The organism is Acinetobacter sp. D009 (assembly GCF_038562025.1).
Lineage (GTDB): Bacteria > Pseudomonadota > Gammaproteobacteria > Pseudomonadales > Moraxellaceae > Acinetobacter > Acinetobacter pittii.
This window is the reverse complement of sequence record NZ_CP151886.1, coordinates 834,118-849,493: the sequence shown is the minus strand read 5'-3', so window position 1 is coordinate 849,493 and position 15,376 is coordinate 834,118. Positions and strand designations below refer to the sequence as shown.

Here is a 15,376-nt window from a genome sequence, read left to right as displayed (position 1 = left end):
AAGGTCGCTATATGCGACCTTTTTTATTATGCGGCATCATCTTTTTGTCGACGCTCAGATAAATAAACTTCTAATACTTTTATTTGTTTTTCATCAAATGCCAGACCTAGTTTTGTTCTACGCCACAATATATCCTCAGCAGTAGTTGCCCATTCATATTCACATAAGTATTTGACTTCGCATTCAAATAAATCATGTCCAAAATTCTGGCCTAATTGCTCTATTGTATTTCTCTCTCGAACCATATTCCAGACTCTTGTGCCGTATGCATGCGCCCAACGGTTGGTAAGTGACTCAGGAACTCCACTTACACGTGAATGAATCTGATGCGTTAAATCATCTAATGTTGTCCAGTTTTCAGCGCCAGGTAATGGCTCATCTGCAGTCCACTCTTCTGCCATATCATTAAAAAATGCAGACAGATGATCTAAAGCAGCTTCGGCTAATTTTCGGTAAGTTGTGATCTTGCCACCAAACACAGATAACAAAGGTACTTTTTTATGTTCAGCCTGTAATGCCAAGGTATAGTCACGTGTAATCACTGAAGGATTATCAGACTCATCATCACATAAAGCACGTACACCCGAGTATTGACTTACAATATCAGCTCGAGTTAACTGCTTTTTAAAATGTGAATTGGCCACTGTTAAGAGGTAATCAATTTCTACCTCTGTGATCTCTACCTTTTGTGGATCACCTATATATTCCTGATCTGTCGTACCAATCAGTGTATATTTTTCTAAATAAGGAATGGCAAACACGATGCGTCGATCTTCGTTTTGCATAATGAAGGCTTTATGACAGTCATATAATTTTGGCACAACAATATGACTTCCTTGGATCAGCCGAATTCGATAGGGCGATTTTAGCTTCAGATTTTCACTAATAATTTCTTCAACCCAAGGACCAGCTGCATTCACTAAAGCTCTTGCACGTACCTGATAAAACTCTGCTCCGCTCTGTAACTCCAGATGCCACAGCTCTTGTTCCCTATAAGCTTTAATACAACGCGTACGTGTTGCGACTTTGGCACCTTTCTCTTTGGCCTGTAATGCATTTAACACTACAAGACGTGCATCATCTACAGTACAGTCAGAATATTCAAAGCCACGTGTGATGGCTGGTTTTAAAGGACTATCTTCTTTGAAGTAAATAAGATTTGATCCTAATAGTTTTTCTCGTTTTCCCAAATGATCATAAAAAAACAAGCCCGCCCGAATTAACCACGCAGGACGTAAATGTGGTCGATGAGGCATAATAAAGCGCATTGGTTTAATAATATGTGGAGCTTTAGCCAACAACACTTCACGCTCTGCTAGAGCTTCTCTAACCAATCTAAATTCTTTATGCTCTAAATAGCGTAGACCACCATGAATTAATTTACTGCTAGCAGATGAGGTGTGACTAGCTAAATCATCTTTTTCACATAAAAATACCGATAGTCCACGGCCTGCAGCATCATTAGCAATACCAACACCATTAATACCGCCACCGATCACGGCAATGTCATATATTTTTGAATAATCATTAGGCTGTATTTTCATTTCTCATTTTCTTTTTATTGTTGATCTTATAAAAATTAAAACATCAAATTGATGAAACAACAATCAAAAAAGTAGAATAATCAATTTTAAATAACTAAGTGTTTAACCGTTAATTGATTACCCTACTAGTGAATTCAACCAGTTAAAGAACGAACTAATCCTCAGCCCAACTTTGACTACGTTTAACTGCCTTGAGCCAACCCTTATAAATCATCTCAGATTGCTCAGAAGACATTTTTGGCTCAAATACCTTTTCTATGGCAGATTTATTTCTTAACTCATGTAGATCTTGCCAGAAACCCGTCGCCAGCCCAGCAAGGAAAGCTGCACCCAAAGCAGTAGTTTCTTTCATTATTGGACGTTCTACTGGTGTCGCTAAAATATCAGCCTGAAATTGCATTAAGAAATTATTTTCCGTTACTCCCCCATCAACCCGGAGTGTACGGAGCTCTTCTTCTGCATCTTGCTGCATTGCATCTAAAACATCTCGGGTTTGAAAAGCAATAGACTCTAAAGTTGCACGAATGATATGTTCAATACTAGCCCCACGAGTAAGTCCAAAAATAGCTCCACGCGCTGTTGGGTCCCAATATGGTGCGCCTAACCCTGTAAAAGCAGGTACAACATATACACCGTTACTGTCTTTCACACGTGTTGCATAAAGCTCAGAGTCTTTAGCATTCTTAATGACCTTTAATTCATCGCGTAACCACTGCACGCAAGAACCACCATTAAACACGGCGCCCTCTAAGGCATAGTTCACCTCACCACTCGCACCACATGCAATAGTAGTTAGTAATCCATGTTCTGACCGGACAATCTTCTTACCTGTGTTCATTAATAGAAAACAGCCTGTGCCGTAGGTATTTTTTGCCTGACCAGACTCAACACACATTTGACCAAACAGTGCGGCTTGTTGATCACCTGCGATTCCTGCAATGGGGATACCAACTTCTTGCCCACTGATGGTATGTGTATATCCATAAACCTCAGATGAGCTACGCACTTCGGGTAGCATTACTCGAGGAATATCTAAAACTTGTAAAAGTTTTTCATCCCATTCAAGTTTTTCGATATCAAAAAGCATAGTTCTTGAAGCATTGGTAAAATCAGTGACATGGACTGCGCCATTGGTTAGTTTCCAGATTAACCAAGTGTCCACCGTACCGAACAATAATTCACCTCGCTCAGCACGTTCACGACTTCCTTCAACATGGTCTAATATCCATTTAATTTTTGTGGCCGAAAAATACGGATCAATCACCAAACCCGTTGTTTTACGTATGTATTCTTGCAATCCTGCTTTATGTAGTTGATTGCATATCTCAGTCGTTTGTCGACTTTGCCAAACAATCGCATTGTAAATCGGCTTGCCCGTTTTTTTATCCCAAACAACTGTGGTTTCCCGCTGATTGGTAATCCCAATTGCTGCAACTTGTTCACTCTTAATGCCTGCTTGAGCTAATGCTTCTACCCAAACAGCACTTTGCGTAGCCCAAATTTCCATAGGGTCATGCTCAACCCAGCCAGGCTGAGGATAAATCTGAGTAAATTCTTTTTGAGCAATACTTACAACGTTAGCATCATGGTCTAAAACAATTGCTCTTGAGCTTGTTGTTCCCTGATCAAAAGCAACAATATATTTTTTCGGGCAATTTGACATCTGAATGTCCCTTTCATTATTCACATACATCTAGTCCACAATGCCAAGACATCATGCCTAACTATATTTACTTAAAATTTTCTTTGGAATATATCATTATTTTTAAGGGGTATAGGTTTTCTTCGCCCAAACTCTACTCATTCTTTATCAATTTTTACTACTTGGAAAAAATAATATACCAAAGATCCCAACAATATTATAAACGTGAGCTGATCGGCTAATTTGAAATCACATAAATATTCAACTTATTCCTTTGCTTAAATAATAAACATTGTTTTACAGACATAAAAAAAATAAAGTGAAATACTCCTCTAGAAAATATGTAAAAACGGAATAAACCTTCTCTTTTTTAGCATTCAACCCAAGCGAAACATGGAGCGACTCATGGTTGATCAACCTTCTACCGCAACAACTCCACATTCTAATTTAGATACAAAAACTCGTCTAAAATCAATTTTGGGCGGTTCTGCCGGTAACCTTGTCGAATGGTACGACTGGTATGTATATGCCGCATTTACGCTCTATTTTGCTCATGCTTTTTTTCCAAAAGGTAGCCAGACGGCTCAGCTCCTTCAAGCGGCCGCAATTTTTGCTGTAGGCTTTTTAATGCGCCCGATCGGTGCATGGATTATGGGTATCTATTCCGACCGTAAAGGACGTAAGGCGGGTCTTACCCTTTCCGTCACTTTAATGTGTATAGGTTCTCTTCTTATTGCCGTGACACCAAGTTATGAAAGTATTGGTGTATTTGCCCCTCTTCTTTTAGTTGTCGCTCGTTTAATTCAAGGCTTAAGTGTAGGAGGAGAATATGGAGCTAGTGCTACCTATTTAAGTGAAATGGCTGAAAGAAATCGACGTGGTTTTTTCTCTAGCTTCCAATATGTAACATTGATTGCTGGTCAGCTCACAGCCCTATGTGTTCTATTAATATTACAAATGGTATTAACTGAAGAACAATTACATGATTGGGGATGGCGTATCCCATTCTTTATCGGGGCTTTACTCGCGATTGTAGTTTTCCGTATTCGACGTGGCCTACTAGAAACCCAATCTTTTAAAAATGCTCAAACTGAAACAGACCAGCCTAAATCAGGCATGTTTGCTTTATTTAAACATTATCCGAAAGAAGCGTTCACAGTATTGTTTTTAACAGCTGGCGGGACTTTAGCTTTCTATACTTACACGACTTATCTGCAAAAATATTTAGTGAATACTTCTGGATTTACTAAACCTGAAGCTACCCAAATTACAACTTTAGCGCTATTTATTTTTATGTGTCTACAGCCGGTAGCGGGAGCTCTGTCGGATCGCATTGGTCGAAAACCGCTTATGATTTTCTTCGGAATAACAGGTGTTTTATTCACTTACGTTTTATTTGATGCACTCGCAAATACACATAACTACTGGACAGCTTTCTGGTTATGTTTTGGCGGTCTTGTAATGGTGACTGGTTATACTTCAATTAATGCCGTAGTTAAAGCTGAGCTTTTCCCTGCACACATTCGCGCTTTAGGTGTTGCATTACCTTACGCAATTGCTAATACGTTATTTGGCGGAACAGCAGAGTTCTTTGCTTTAAGTTTTAAAGAAGCTGGGCATGAATCTTGGTACTTTATTTATGTAAGTATTATGATCTTCATTTCTCTCATTATTTATATTTTTATGAAAGATACCAAGCATCATTCAAAAATCAAAGAACATTAATACTTTACTAATAAGGGCTAATATCGTTCGCCGATGTTAGCTCAAATCATGAGATTAAGCCCTAACAACCTTTGTATTTTATGAGATACTAGCTATAAGAAAATAAGGACGATACTGATGAATAGAAGTATTTTATGCTTGGCATTAAGTAGTATGTTTGTTTTAACTGCTTGTCAGACTACCCCTCGACAATATAATGGTTCAACTGGATACCAGATTGAAAACCAAACAAAAACTTCGGCGACTTTAGCTTACACTTTAGCGGGTCGTAATAACCAGCAACTCGATGAACGTAAATTACAACGCGCTTGTCAGAATGTGCTAGGTGCTCAGAAAGTTTATAAATTATCAATTTTGAGTATCAATGAAATTCCTAATCCAGCGAAAGATGAGCATTATGGAATTCAACTCGGCGAAACTCGTGCTTCTTTTGGCTTATCAAATACACCTAGCTTAAATAATGGTGAAGACTATGCGACTCGCCAAGCGCTTGAAGCACGTCCAAGCACACTAAAAGTTGTTCGTTATACTTGTTCATAAAATAAAAAAAGACGCTGTTCTTTTACAGCGTCTTATAAAAACTTACATTTCTAAACTCTTTAGCTTCATCCAGATCAGGCCATGTAGAAGCACTTCTTTCATCAATCTTTTGATATTTGGGATGACTAAAGTTTTTAACACGACTATCAGCCACCCAGACTTCTGGTGCAAACTTTAAAAATTCATCTAAGAAAAAGCGGTTACATTGATCATATAAAACATCAGCTGCTAGCAAAACATCAACTTGCTCAGCTTTATATAAATCATCTAAATATTCTAGCTCAACATTATTAAGTAAAGCGTTTTCTCGGCAAGCATTCAAACTAACTTGATCGATATCACAGCAGATGACTCGTTTCGCTCCTGCCATTTTTGCTGCTATTGCAACAACACCAGAACCTGCTCCGAAATCTAACACCACTTTATCTTTAACATGGTGCGGCTCTGCAAGTAACCACTGTGCCATTGCTAAACCCGATGCCCAACAAAAAATCCAATACGGCGTGTCATTCCAAATACGGCGAATAACTTCATCATCTAAGCGATCAGTTGGAAAAACTGGTGGAATCAACCATAAAGAAATAGGCGTTTCAGGCAACTGTTGTGCCATCAATTCACAATTGGGAATAACTTCATTTAGTGCTTGAAGTAATTGTTCAGGGGCTTTAGACAGTTGAAAAGTGCAGCTCATCAGATTTCTTTTAATTCATTTTTATAACAAGCATAACAGAGTCATTCCATTATGATTTGAATTTTTAGAATAACCTTTGGTTGGACCTGAGAAGCCCTGCTTCGCAAGGCTTTCGTGAAAATGAAGTCCAACCATTGTCATCCGCAAAACTCGGCAGATACTCTCTAGAATCGAAAGCATCGCAGAAACATTAAATTTTTAACGTATTTCTGCCTCAAACAATTGCGGATGACGGTTACGCGTATCAAATAACAGCCTAGCGTTAATTAAATTAACCTAAAGCTTTTTCAGCAGCTTCTACAGTTTGACGAATCAAAGTTGTAATAGTCATTGGACCAACACCACCCGGTACTGGTGTGTAAGCAGAAGCAATTTCTTCAATACCTTGTAGTTGAATATCACCTACACCACCGCCATCACGAGGATGAAAACCAGCATCTACAACCACTGCACCTTGTTTAATCCAATCTTTTTGGATAAGTTCAGCTTTACCAACTGCACCCACAATAATGTCAGCTTGCTTCACAAGCTCAGGTAAGTTTTGTGTGCGTGAATGGCAAATCGTTACTGTTGCATTGGCTTGCAAAAGCATCATTGCCATTGGTTTGCCTAAAATTGCTGAACGACCAACCACAACCGCATGTTTACCAGCAATTTCGATATTGTTTTCTTTTAAAATGGTCATGATGCCCGCAGGAGTTGCTGAACCATAGGCAGCTTCGCCCATAGCCATACGGCCAAAACCAAGACAAGTTACACCATCAACATCTTTAGCTAATGAGATAGCATCGAAACATGCACGCTCATCAATTTGCTCTGGAACTGGATGTTGTAAAAGAATGCCGTGTACATCTGGGTTAGCATTAAGTTTTTCAATTTCAGCTAATAATTGTTCTGTTGTCGTTTCTTGTGGCAATTCAATTTTTAAAGAGTCCATGCCTACTCGACGGCAAGCATTTCCTTTCATGCGTACATAAGTTGCAGATGCACCATCATCCCCAACTAAAATAGTCGCCAAAATTGGGGTACGACCTGTTTTAGCTTTTAAAGCTTCAACACGTACTGACAAATTTTCTTCAATTTGCTTTGCTAATGCGCGACCGTCTAAAACCAATGCCACAGCACATCTCCAAGGTAGACATGAATTTAATGTGCCAATAATACATGATTATTTGGACAAATTTATTCTAGATGTTGCTTTTATGTTCATCTTATCTCAAAACAGTATTGTTTTTTTTGTAAAGGTTGCTAATATGTGCATCACCAAATGTAGGCGGGGTGGCAGAGTGGTCATGCAGCGGACTGCAACTCCGTGGACGCCGGTTCGATTCCGACCTCCGCCTCCAAATTTGGTAAAGCCCGGGTGGTGAAATAGGTAGACACAGGGGATTTAAAATCCCCCGCCCACAAAGCGTGCCGGTTCGAGTCCGGCCCCGGGCACCATTTTCTAGTACAGAAATTGGTGTCATAAAGAATCCAGCGAAAGCTGGTTTTTTTATGTCTAAAAAAAAAGGATACTTATTAGCATCCCTTTCTCGCCCCATATATTTAAGCAGTTTTTTGCTTATCTTTTTCAGGTGTTAAATTCGCATCTAACACCAATTGATAACCTCGACTAGAATCTACTTTATATTCTGCATTTTTAATTGAATCTACAAAAATCCAATCCGACAGCACCTGCTTATCATCTAGTGTAACCATCAAATAACCCCGCTGATTTAAATTACAATATGCCAATTCATCAATAAGCGTAGTAAAGGCAAATTCAAATTGCTGCAACTGAGCTAGCGGAATACTTAAATATTTTTCAAGACCTGGTGAAGAAACCGAACTTGTCGCCAGTTCAACACCGACATATTCACCCTTTTGGCTATATAAGTAAGATGTCCACGCATTATGGGTATCGCCTGCCAAAACAATAATTTTCTTATTAAACTCTGCCAATTTAGTGTAAAAAAACTCTCGCTCAGCATAGTAACCATCCCAAGCATCAAGGTTATATGGAACTAAAGTTGTGACTCGAGCTTTTTCTTGAATAGTCAAAGTTGGATCGCCCTGCTCTAATCGTAATTTTAATGTGACTAATTCTGTAATTTGCGCATTCATTTTAGCTAAAGTATCAGGTGAAGTTCCGCCTGAAGTAATTTGCCCCAGCGATGCCAATAACTCAGCTGGAATCCACATTTTACTCATTAAGACTTGCTGACCAATCACATTCCATGTTGCTGTAGATTGCTTTAATTTATCGACCAGCCAATCCCTTTGCGTATATCCCATTAAAGTACGCTTTGGATCTGTTAAATCAGCCTGAAACTTTTGAGCATCTAAACCTGAAGATGTAATGTAGTCTGTATATTCGAGCTGTTTATCTCGCGCAATAATACGTGTATCCAACATGGTTAATTGAACCAGCGAACCAAAGTTAAACTGACGATAAATATTTAGATGATCTGTGTTAGAAACAGGGCGAATTGGCATCCATTCAAAATAAGCCTGTAGAGCAGCTAATTTACGCTCCAAGAAATGGCCTTCATTACTTTGATGATTCTCTGCACCTTCGCGCCAAGTATCATTCGCTAACTCATGGTCATCCCAAACTACAATAAAAGGATGACGCTGATGAACCGTCTGCAAGTCTTTATCTTGACGATAGAGCGCATAACGTTTGCGATAATCATCTAATTTAATAATTTCTTTATTATTATCGGACGGTAAAGTACGGCCCAGCTTTGCAGCATCTTCTGTCGCATAGCCATCAGCCCCATATTCATAAATATAATCGCCCAAATGAATGACTACATCCACATTCTGTTTTGCCATTTCACGATAAACGTAAAAATAACCCGCAGGATAATTAGAACAAGAACATACTGCGAAGCTGACCTTATTGGTAGTTACAGGTAATGTTTTTGTTTGCCCTACTGGCGAGACTTTGCTACCAAATCGAAAGCGATAATAATAAGTCGTACCCGCTTGTAGACCTGTTGCATCCACCTTCACGGTAAAATCGTCAGTTTTAGTCGTTTCAACCGTACCAGTCTTTAAATTCTGCTTGAACTGATCATCGGCAGCAATTTCCCAAGTCACCTTAAGAGGTGCACTAAAGTCTACTGGTGTTAACCGTGTCCATAAAATTACTTTATCTTGCAATGGGTCGCCGCTCGCAACTCCATGTAAAAAATCTGCTTGTATTTCTGAACTCTCCTCATCGGAACCATCATTACACCCCGTAAAAGCTACAGGCAAAGATAGCGCCCCAAAACCGAACAGACTTTTTTGAATTAATTCTCGGCGTGAAATTTTCTCTGACATAAAATTACCTAAGTTTTAAGCAATGAGTGTCTTAAATTTAGGTAGATAAGATGAACAACTGATCTCAGTTTAATGAACAAATCATGACACAAATTGGTTAATTTATATAAATACCAATAAGAACTGATTGAAAATAAAGCAAACTCTCTGATTTTCTCTTGCCAATCGCGCACTTGTCCTCTATTATTGCGCACATGCCCGGGTGGTGAAATAGGTAGACACAGGGGATTTAAAATCCCCCGCCCACAAAGCGTGCCGGTTCGAGTCCGGCCCCGGGCACCATTTTCAAATATTGAATTTGGTGCTACAAAGAATCCAGCGTATGCTGGTTTTTTTATGCCTAATCAAAATGAATTTTATGATAAGAATATTATTACTCGTTTACACTACCCTTTTTATAACAAAGGTTTACGCCACAGATCTTTTCTCTGGTACCCTTTCTTTCAAAGACAACCATTGGTATTTTTCACGTTGCTCTATTACCAAAGATGATTATTTAGTTAAAGCACCCGAACAGATAATAGATAAATTTAAAACGCTGGAACAAAAAAGAGAAACTTATTGGGTCAGTTTGTTAGCGGACGCAGATTATCAAGAGAATGGTGTTTTAGTTTTAAAAGTTAAAGAAATAGACGAAATACATTTAAAGGCATCTTGCCACTTGTTAGATGTATTTGAAGATATTGAAAATCGAGAGTAATCACCACTCTCGATTCATCACCAGCTCTTCCATTTCTAGATCTAAATATCCAGCTTCCTGTGCTACCATCATCATTGCTTCAGCAATATAGTCAGCAGCACTATCATCTAACGAAGAATCTAGATCTTCGAACTGAGGTTTCATTTCATTAATTTCAATCACAGTCTGATGAGCATATCGATAGATATCCTGCTCAGCTAAGGCAGGCTTCTGAACTTTTTTAGCAAATTGTTCAATGAGCTGCTTGAGTTCAGCGACCAAAATATCTGGATAATATTCATCATCAAACATCGGGAGAAGTAAGTCTTCGAACATACAAAAGTTTACACAACAGCAAAAACTTGCCGCTTATAACATATTTTCAAAAGAATAACGATATTTTTCCCTGACTCAATCATCTAGCTCATTAAATTAAGGAGTTACTACCTGATTTTTATAAAGCCTACTTTATTCAGCTTGTATCATCGCCTTCCAAACTAGAATTGCATCGGTCATTGCTTTCACGTCATGTGCTCTGACAATGGATGCTCCTTGCTGAATACTAAGTAAATGCCCCGCAACGCTTCCTATTGCGCGCTGATCTGCAGTTGCACCTTTTAATGCTTCACCAATAAAACGTTTACGAGAAAGGCCAGATAAAATTGGATAACCCATTTCACCAAGCTTCCAAAATTCTTTTAGTAATCTTAAATTTTGCTGCGCATTTTTTGCAAAACCAAACCCAGGATCAATAATAATATTATGTTTTTTCACACCTGCATTTAAAGCTTCATTCACGCGCTGCTGGAGCTCCGCTATAACATCTAAGGTTACGTCCGTATATTGGTCTAACTGATTCATTGTAGTCGGCTCACCACGCATATGCATGATCACTACGGGTATATCCAGATCTGCTGCCGTTTTTAAAGCATTGGGACGAGTAAGCGCACGTACATCATTCCAAATATGTGCTCCTGCTTCTTTCGCTGCACGAATAACATCAGGCTGACTTGTATCAATTGATAGAACAATATTATGTTTAGCTAAAGCTTCAACTACGGGCACAACTCTTCGTATTTCTTCTTCTACGCTTACTTCAGATGCTCCTGGACGGGTAGACTCACCACCAATATCAATAATGGTAGCACCTTGCTCTACCATGGCTAGTGCATAAGCAATCGCTTGATCTACTTGATTATGCTTTCCACCATCACTAAAAGAATCTGGTGTGACATTTAATATGCCCATAACGTGAGGCTGTGATAGATCTAACTGAAGCTGTCCACACTGTAAAATCTGTTGAGGCAAAGGCATTAGTTGCATAAAAAGCTCCAGTTTAAAATCAGGCTGTATTTTAGCAATTATCATCTATATATAGTGTTGATTTGTTTTTAGCTTTTAACAAATTCAAATCCATAAAAAAAGCCACATGACTGTGGCTTTTTTAATTAACTAATTATTAGTTCATTGCTGGCAATGGTGGTGGTGTAGATGGACCATCTTTTGGTGGTTCAAATGCAGCCACTGGATTTTCAGCAACATATACTTTAGGCGGCTGTGGCTCACGGCCTTCCATAATGTCACGGATTTGATCACGATCAATAGTTTCCCATTCCATCAAAGCTTTTACCATCGCATGTGCAATATCTTTATTACCTTCCAAGATATTACGTGCAACTTTATATTGCTCATCAAGAATACGACGTACTTCTTCATCAACTAACTGTTGAGTTGCTTCAGAAATCGTACGGCTTCCCACATTACCAAAGAAACCATTTTGGTTTTCATCTTCGTAAACCATTACACCCATTTTGTCAGACATACCGTACTTCGTAACCATTGCACGTGCCATTTTAGTAGCTCGCTCAAAGTCATTTGAAGCACCAGTAGATTGCTGTTGGATAAATACTTCTTCAGCAATACGACCACCAAACAAAATTGCAATTTCGTTTAGCATCTTGTCTTTATAGTGGCTAATTTGGTCTTGTTCAGGTAACTGCCAAGTTACACCTAAAGCCCAACCACGCGGCATAATCGTTACTTTATGAACAGGATCTGTACCCGGTAAAATCTCGGCAACAATCGCATGACCAGCTTCATGATAAGCAGTTGCACGACGTTCTTCTTCACGTAAAACCATCGATTTACGCTCTGGTCCCATGTAGATTTTGTCTTTTGCATCTTCAAAGTCATGCATGTCAACAGTGTTCTTATTACGGCGTGCAGCAAATAATGCAGCTTCGTTAACGAGGTTTGCCAACTGTGCACCAGAGAAACCTGGGGTACCACGAGATAGAACTTTAACATCTACACCCGTAACTGAAGGTAATTTTTTCAAATGTACATTCAGAATCTGCTCACGACCACGAATGTCAGGCAAACCTACCATTACTTGACGGTCAAAACGACCTGGACGTAATAATGCTTTATCCAAGACATCAACACGGTTCGTCGCAGCAATTACGATTACACCTTCGTTACCTTCAAAACCATCCATTTCTACGAGCATTTGGTTTAAGGTTTGCTCACGTTCATCATGACCACCACCTGTACCTGAACCACGGTGACGACCTACTGCATCAATCTCGTCAATAAAGATAATACAAGGCGCATGACGCTTCGCTTGCTCGAACATATCACGGACACGGGACGCACCCACACCCACGAACATTTCGACAAAGTCAGAACCTGAAATGCTGAAGAAAGGAACTTTAGCTTCACCAGCAATTGCTTTGGCTAATAACGTTTTACCAGTACCCGGAGGACCAACCATAAGTACGCCACGAGGAATAGTAGCGCCCAAACGTTTGAATTTTGCAGGGTCTTTTAAGAAATCTACAATTTCAACAACTTCTTGTTTTGCTTCATCACAGCCGGCAACGTCAGAAAAATTAACTTTGATTTGGTCTTCAGAAAGCATTTTTGCTTTCGACTTACCAAAGCTCATCGGTCCATTTTTTCCGCCTGCACCACCACCCATGTTACGCATAAAGAACATGAATAACAGAATGATTAACAGTACAGGGAAACTAGCAATGAGAAGTTGCATCAAAATGCCTTGACGTTGAGGAGCTGTTCCCTCTACAACAACATTTTGCTTATTTAAGCTCGGCATAAGCTCAGTGTCTTCAACTTGCGGACGAACAGTTTCAAACTGTGATCCGTTAGTTTTTTCACCATTAATATTTAAACCGTCAATTGTGACTTGCTTAATTTGGCCAGCATTCACCGCTGCAACGAAATCTGAGTATTTCATCGCAGTAGGCTTATTGCGGTCACTGATATTACTGAAAATTAAAATCAGAACACCAAGTATTATTAGCCACAATACGGCATTCTTGAAGTAATCGCTCAAAGCTTTATTCCCATATCGATCTAATTTGATCATGCCCAATCTTGGCTGATCGTCATAAAAACAGCAACTGTATTGCTTGCGGATAACCTAAAAGTACAAAATGCACAATTTTTAGGAGCTTGGCAAGTAAACTTTATTGCAATGCTTTCTTACGCCCTTGTCCAACCAAAAAAACTTCTTTAGAGCGCGCCCGAGAAGCTGCTGGTTTTGCTGTCTTTAACACATCAAAACTATCAACCACTTGTTTACGAAACTCATCGAATCCTGCGCCTTGGAACACTTTAACCACAAACTGTCCATTAGGACCAAGAACCTTTTGAGCAAAATCTAAAGCCAGTTCACATAAGTAAATCTGTCTAGGTTGATCAACAGCCCTATTACCTGATGTATTGGGGGCCATATCAGAAATTACAATGTCTACTTGTCGCCCATTTAAAATATTTAACAATTTTTCAAATACAGCTTCTTCTCTAAAGTCGCCTTGTAAGAAAGTGACATCAGGCAAAGCATCCATGGGCAAAATATCGGAAGCAATCACTAAACCTTTGCTACCCACAAGTTTTCCAGCAATTTGAGACCAGCTACCAGGAGCTGCACCCAAATCGACTACCGTCATGCCTGGCTTGATCAACTTATATTTTTCTTGGATTTCAAGAAGTTTATATGCTGCTCGCGCACGATACCCTTCCTTTTGTGCTTTTTTTACAAAAGGATCGTCTAGATGTTCCCTCATCCACGCACGACTACTTTTCGACAATTTCTGGTTTGTAATGCGTGTTGCCATAACTCACTAAATATCAAAAAAACTTCTGATCGTTCATTGTACGTGAAAATTACTCTCATTACAGTACGGATGTAGCGTAATCTCACCAAGTTTTACAGTTTTTTTCCAATAATGTTGATCGATTATTTATACAGTTTTTCGTACATCTGAATTTAAGTTTTTTGCTATACTAAGTCGTTTTTAAAATCAGGTATTTTTAATGGCCGCTTTATCTATCCATGAACGTAAACGTTTACGTCAAATTGGTCATGTGCTTAATCCGGTTGTCATGATTGGTGGACAAGGCTTAACAGATGCTGTTATCGAAGAAACTCTTCGTGCTTTAAACGACCACGAACTTATCAAAGTTAAAGTTGCTGGTGAAGACCGTGAAGCACGTACTGCTGTAATTGATGCAATTGTAGAAGCGACTGGCGCAGAAGCTGTGCAAAAGATTGGTAAAATTGTTTTACTTTACAAAAAAGCAGCTAAGCAAAACCAGCATTTGTCTAATCTTGTTCGCCACGCTCATTTAGCAAACTAAGTTGATTTGACAAACTATGGCAAGTTACGAACTTTCAGCTTTTGATCGTTTTCATGCTGTTTCTGTTGTTGGCGCAATTGAACAGCAAGCACCGCACACCTTAAATGTCGGTTTTTGGATTCGTGATCCAAATCAACTCATTGTCTGGCCCCAAGAAGTCGCGGCTCATCCTCGTCAGGATTTTTTGTGGGAAGAAACTTGTTTCGAAATTTTTGTTGGCGTGCATGATGAAGATTATTATCGGGAAATTAACCTTTCCCCTTCTCAAGCATGGCAGTCTTATCAGTTTGAAGAATATCGCTATCCAGAAAGTATGCCTCCCCTTGCTGCTTACGATATTGAACTGAACCATCTCAAGCGTACTCATTATGGCTTAAATGTTAGTCTTGATTTGGGACAATTTATGCAACAGCATCGCTTGAAATGGGCAAACCTTTATTTAGGTTTAACTGCAGTTTTAAAAACCAAAGAAGGTATGCAGTACTATGCAATGCAGCATAGTGGAAAAAGTGCAGATTTCCATAATAAGCGTGACTGGTTACATCAGTTTTAAAAGTAAAAAAGCGAGAAATTAATTCTCG

General features: G+C 39.1%; 14 protein-coding genes and 3 tRNA genes. 8 read left to right on the top strand and 9 right to left on the bottom strand.

From position 1 onward, the window contains the following. Positions 1 to 26 precede the first annotated feature (26 nt). Together glpD and glpK are read right to left on the bottom strand one after the other, a co-directional pair. Positions 27 to 1,544, bottom strand: coding sequence for a glycerol-3-phosphate dehydrogenase (gene glpD, locus AAC388_RS04050; protein WP_342371224.1), 1,518 nt, complete (start codon positions 1,542 to 1,544; stop codon positions 27 to 29). A gap of 154 nt (positions 1,545 to 1,698) precedes the next feature. Continuing rightward, positions 1,699 to 3,207, bottom strand: a complete 1,509-nt coding sequence (glpK, locus tag AAC388_RS04045; protein ID WP_017399637.1) for a glycerol kinase GlpK — start codon at positions 3,205 to 3,207, stop codon at positions 1,699 to 1,701. Positions 3,208 to 3,579: 372 nt separating this feature from the next. Here glpK and AAC388_RS04040 point away from each other — a divergent pair, with 372 nt between their 5' ends. Both AAC388_RS04040 and AAC388_RS04035 read left to right on the top strand, forming a co-directional pair. Further along, the gene (locus AAC388_RS04040) at positions 3,580 to 4,911 is read left to right on the top strand and encodes an MFS transporter (RefSeq protein ID WP_079284087.1); all 1,332 of its coding nucleotides are present in this window, start codon (positions 3,580 to 3,582) and stop codon (positions 4,909 to 4,911) included. Between the two features lie 117 nt (positions 4,912 to 5,028). Next, positions 5,029 to 5,451 (top strand): hypothetical protein, encoded by a 423-nt coding sequence (locus tag AAC388_RS04035; RefSeq protein ID WP_002115580.1) that lies wholly within the window; start codon positions 5,029 to 5,031, stop codon positions 5,449 to 5,451. A gap of 22 nt (positions 5,452 to 5,473) precedes the next feature. Here the strand turns inward: AAC388_RS04035 and AAC388_RS04030 are convergent, their stop codons facing one another. Both AAC388_RS04030 and folD read right to left on the bottom strand, forming a co-directional pair. Further along, entirely contained in the window at positions 5,474 to 6,142 is a 669-nt protein-coding gene (locus AAC388_RS04030; protein ID WP_206260422.1) for a 50S ribosomal protein L11 methyltransferase, read from the bottom strand. A 271-nt stretch (positions 6,143 to 6,413) separates the two neighbouring features. Beyond that, on the bottom strand, positions 6,414 to 7,262 hold the full coding sequence (gene folD, locus AAC388_RS04025) for a bifunctional methylenetetrahydrofolate dehydrogenase/methenyltetrahydrofolate cyclohydrolase FolD (RefSeq protein WP_002115552.1): 849 nt from the start codon (positions 7,260 to 7,262) through the stop codon (positions 6,414 to 6,416). A gap of 152 nt (positions 7,263 to 7,414) precedes the next feature. On the opposite strand from folD, the gene AAC388_RS04020 reads away from it, so the two are divergent. Together AAC388_RS04020 and AAC388_RS04015 are read left to right on the top strand one after the other, a co-directional pair. Then, positions 7,415 to 7,488 (top strand) — tRNA-Cys (locus tag AAC388_RS04020). An 11-nt stretch (positions 7,489 to 7,499) separates the two neighbouring features. Continuing rightward, positions 7,500 to 7,585: transfer RNA gene (locus AAC388_RS04015), tRNA-Leu, on the top strand. 105 nt (positions 7,586 to 7,690) lie between these two features. On the opposite strand, the gene AAC388_RS04010 is transcribed toward AAC388_RS04015, so the two are convergent. Next, on the bottom strand, positions 7,691 to 9,454 hold the full coding sequence (locus tag AAC388_RS04010) for an alkaline phosphatase D family protein (RefSeq protein ID WP_342371223.1): 1,764 nt from the start codon (positions 9,452 to 9,454) through the stop codon (positions 7,691 to 7,693). A 196-nt stretch (positions 9,455 to 9,650) separates the two neighbouring features. Here AAC388_RS04010 and AAC388_RS04005 point away from each other — a divergent pair. Continuing rightward, positions 9,651 to 9,736, top strand: a tRNA-Leu gene (locus AAC388_RS04005). A gap of 76 nt (positions 9,737 to 9,812) precedes the next feature. Further along, positions 9,813 to 10,154 carry a hypothetical protein gene (locus AAC388_RS04000; RefSeq protein WP_199982841.1) on the top strand — a complete coding sequence of 114 codons (342 nt, stop codon included), beginning with the start codon at positions 9,813 to 9,815 and terminating at the stop codon, positions 10,152 to 10,154. On the opposite strand, the gene AAC388_RS03995 is transcribed toward AAC388_RS04000, so the two are convergent. From AAC388_RS03995 to rlmE, 4 genes are all read right to left on the bottom strand, one after another. Continuing rightward, positions 10,155 to 10,469, bottom strand: coding sequence for a DUF5713 family protein (locus tag AAC388_RS03995; protein ID WP_005067609.1), 315 nt, complete (start codon positions 10,467 to 10,469; stop codon positions 10,155 to 10,157). It abuts the gene before it with no gap. 132 nt (positions 10,470 to 10,601) lie between these two features. Beyond that, a complete protein-coding gene (gene folP, locus AAC388_RS03990) occupies positions 10,602 to 11,456 on the bottom strand; it encodes a dihydropteroate synthase (protein ID WP_342371222.1) in 855 nt (284 codons plus the stop codon). Between the two features lie 136 nt (positions 11,457 to 11,592). After that, the gene (gene ftsH / locus AAC388_RS03985; RefSeq protein ID WP_005803954.1) at positions 11,593 to 13,488 is read right to left on the bottom strand and encodes an ATP-dependent zinc metalloprotease FtsH; all 1,896 of its coding nucleotides are present in this window, start codon (positions 13,486 to 13,488) and stop codon (positions 11,593 to 11,595) included. Between the two features lie 133 nt (positions 13,489 to 13,621). Then, positions 13,622 to 14,272 carry a 23S rRNA (uridine(2552)-2'-O)-methyltransferase RlmE gene (gene rlmE, locus AAC388_RS03980; protein WP_000235573.1) on the bottom strand — a complete coding sequence of 217 codons (651 nt, stop codon included), beginning with the start codon at positions 14,270 to 14,272 and terminating at the stop codon, positions 13,622 to 13,624. Positions 14,273 to 14,471: 199 nt separating this feature from the next. Between rlmE and yhbY the strand changes: the two genes are divergently transcribed. Both yhbY and AAC388_RS03970 read left to right on the top strand, forming a co-directional pair. Continuing rightward, the gene (yhbY, locus tag AAC388_RS03975; RefSeq protein WP_002115576.1) at positions 14,472 to 14,795 is read left to right on the top strand and encodes a ribosome assembly RNA-binding protein YhbY; all 324 of its coding nucleotides are present in this window, start codon (positions 14,472 to 14,474) and stop codon (positions 14,793 to 14,795) included. A 16-nt stretch (positions 14,796 to 14,811) separates the two neighbouring features. Then, on the top strand, positions 14,812 to 15,348 hold the full coding sequence (locus AAC388_RS03970) for a DOMON-like domain-containing protein (RefSeq protein ID WP_002115550.1): 537 nt from the start codon (positions 14,812 to 14,814) through the stop codon (positions 15,346 to 15,348). Positions 15,349 to 15,376: the final 28 nt, after the last annotated feature.

What these genes read in the sequence shown, in the direction of transcription:
- glpD (WP_342371224.1), bottom strand. Translation starts at nt 1,544, where the DNA reads ATGAAAATACAGCCTAATGATTATTCAAAAATATATGACATTGCCGTG.
- glpK (WP_017399637.1), bottom strand. Translation starts at nt 3,207, where the DNA reads ATGTCAAATTGCCCGAAAAAATATATTGTTGCTTTTGATCAGGGAACA.
- AAC388_RS04040 (WP_079284087.1), top strand. Translation starts at nt 3,580, where the DNA reads ATGGAGCGACTCATGGTTGATCAACCTTCTACCGCAACAACTCCACAT.
- AAC388_RS04035 (WP_002115580.1), top strand. Translation starts at nt 5,029, where the DNA reads ATGAATAGAAGTATTTTATGCTTGGCATTAAGTAGTATGTTTGTTTTA.
- AAC388_RS04030 (WP_206260422.1), bottom strand. Translation starts at nt 6,142, where the DNA reads ATGAGCTGCACTTTTCAACTGTCTAAAGCCCCTGAACAATTACTTCAA.
- AAC388_RS04010 (WP_342371223.1), bottom strand. Translation starts at nt 9,454, where the DNA reads ATGTCAGAGAAAATTTCACGCCGAGAATTAATTCAAAAAAGTCTGTTC.
- AAC388_RS04000 (WP_199982841.1), top strand. Translation starts at nt 9,813, where the DNA reads ATGATAAGAATATTATTACTCGTTTACACTACCCTTTTTATAACAAAG.
- AAC388_RS03995 (WP_005067609.1), bottom strand. Translation starts at nt 10,469, where the DNA reads ATGTTCGAAGACTTACTTCTCCCGATGTTTGATGATGAATATTATCCA.
- folP (WP_342371222.1), bottom strand. Translation starts at nt 11,456, where the DNA reads ATGCAACTAATGCCTTTGCCTCAACAGATTTTACAGTGTGGACAGCTT.
- rlmE (WP_000235573.1), bottom strand. Translation starts at nt 14,272, where the DNA reads ATGGCAACACGCATTACAAACCAGAAATTGTCGAAAAGTAGTCGTGCG.
- yhbY (WP_002115576.1), top strand. Translation starts at nt 14,472, where the DNA reads ATGGCCGCTTTATCTATCCATGAACGTAAACGTTTACGTCAAATTGGT.
- AAC388_RS03970 (WP_002115550.1), top strand. Translation starts at nt 14,812, where the DNA reads ATGGCAAGTTACGAACTTTCAGCTTTTGATCGTTTTCATGCTGTTTCT.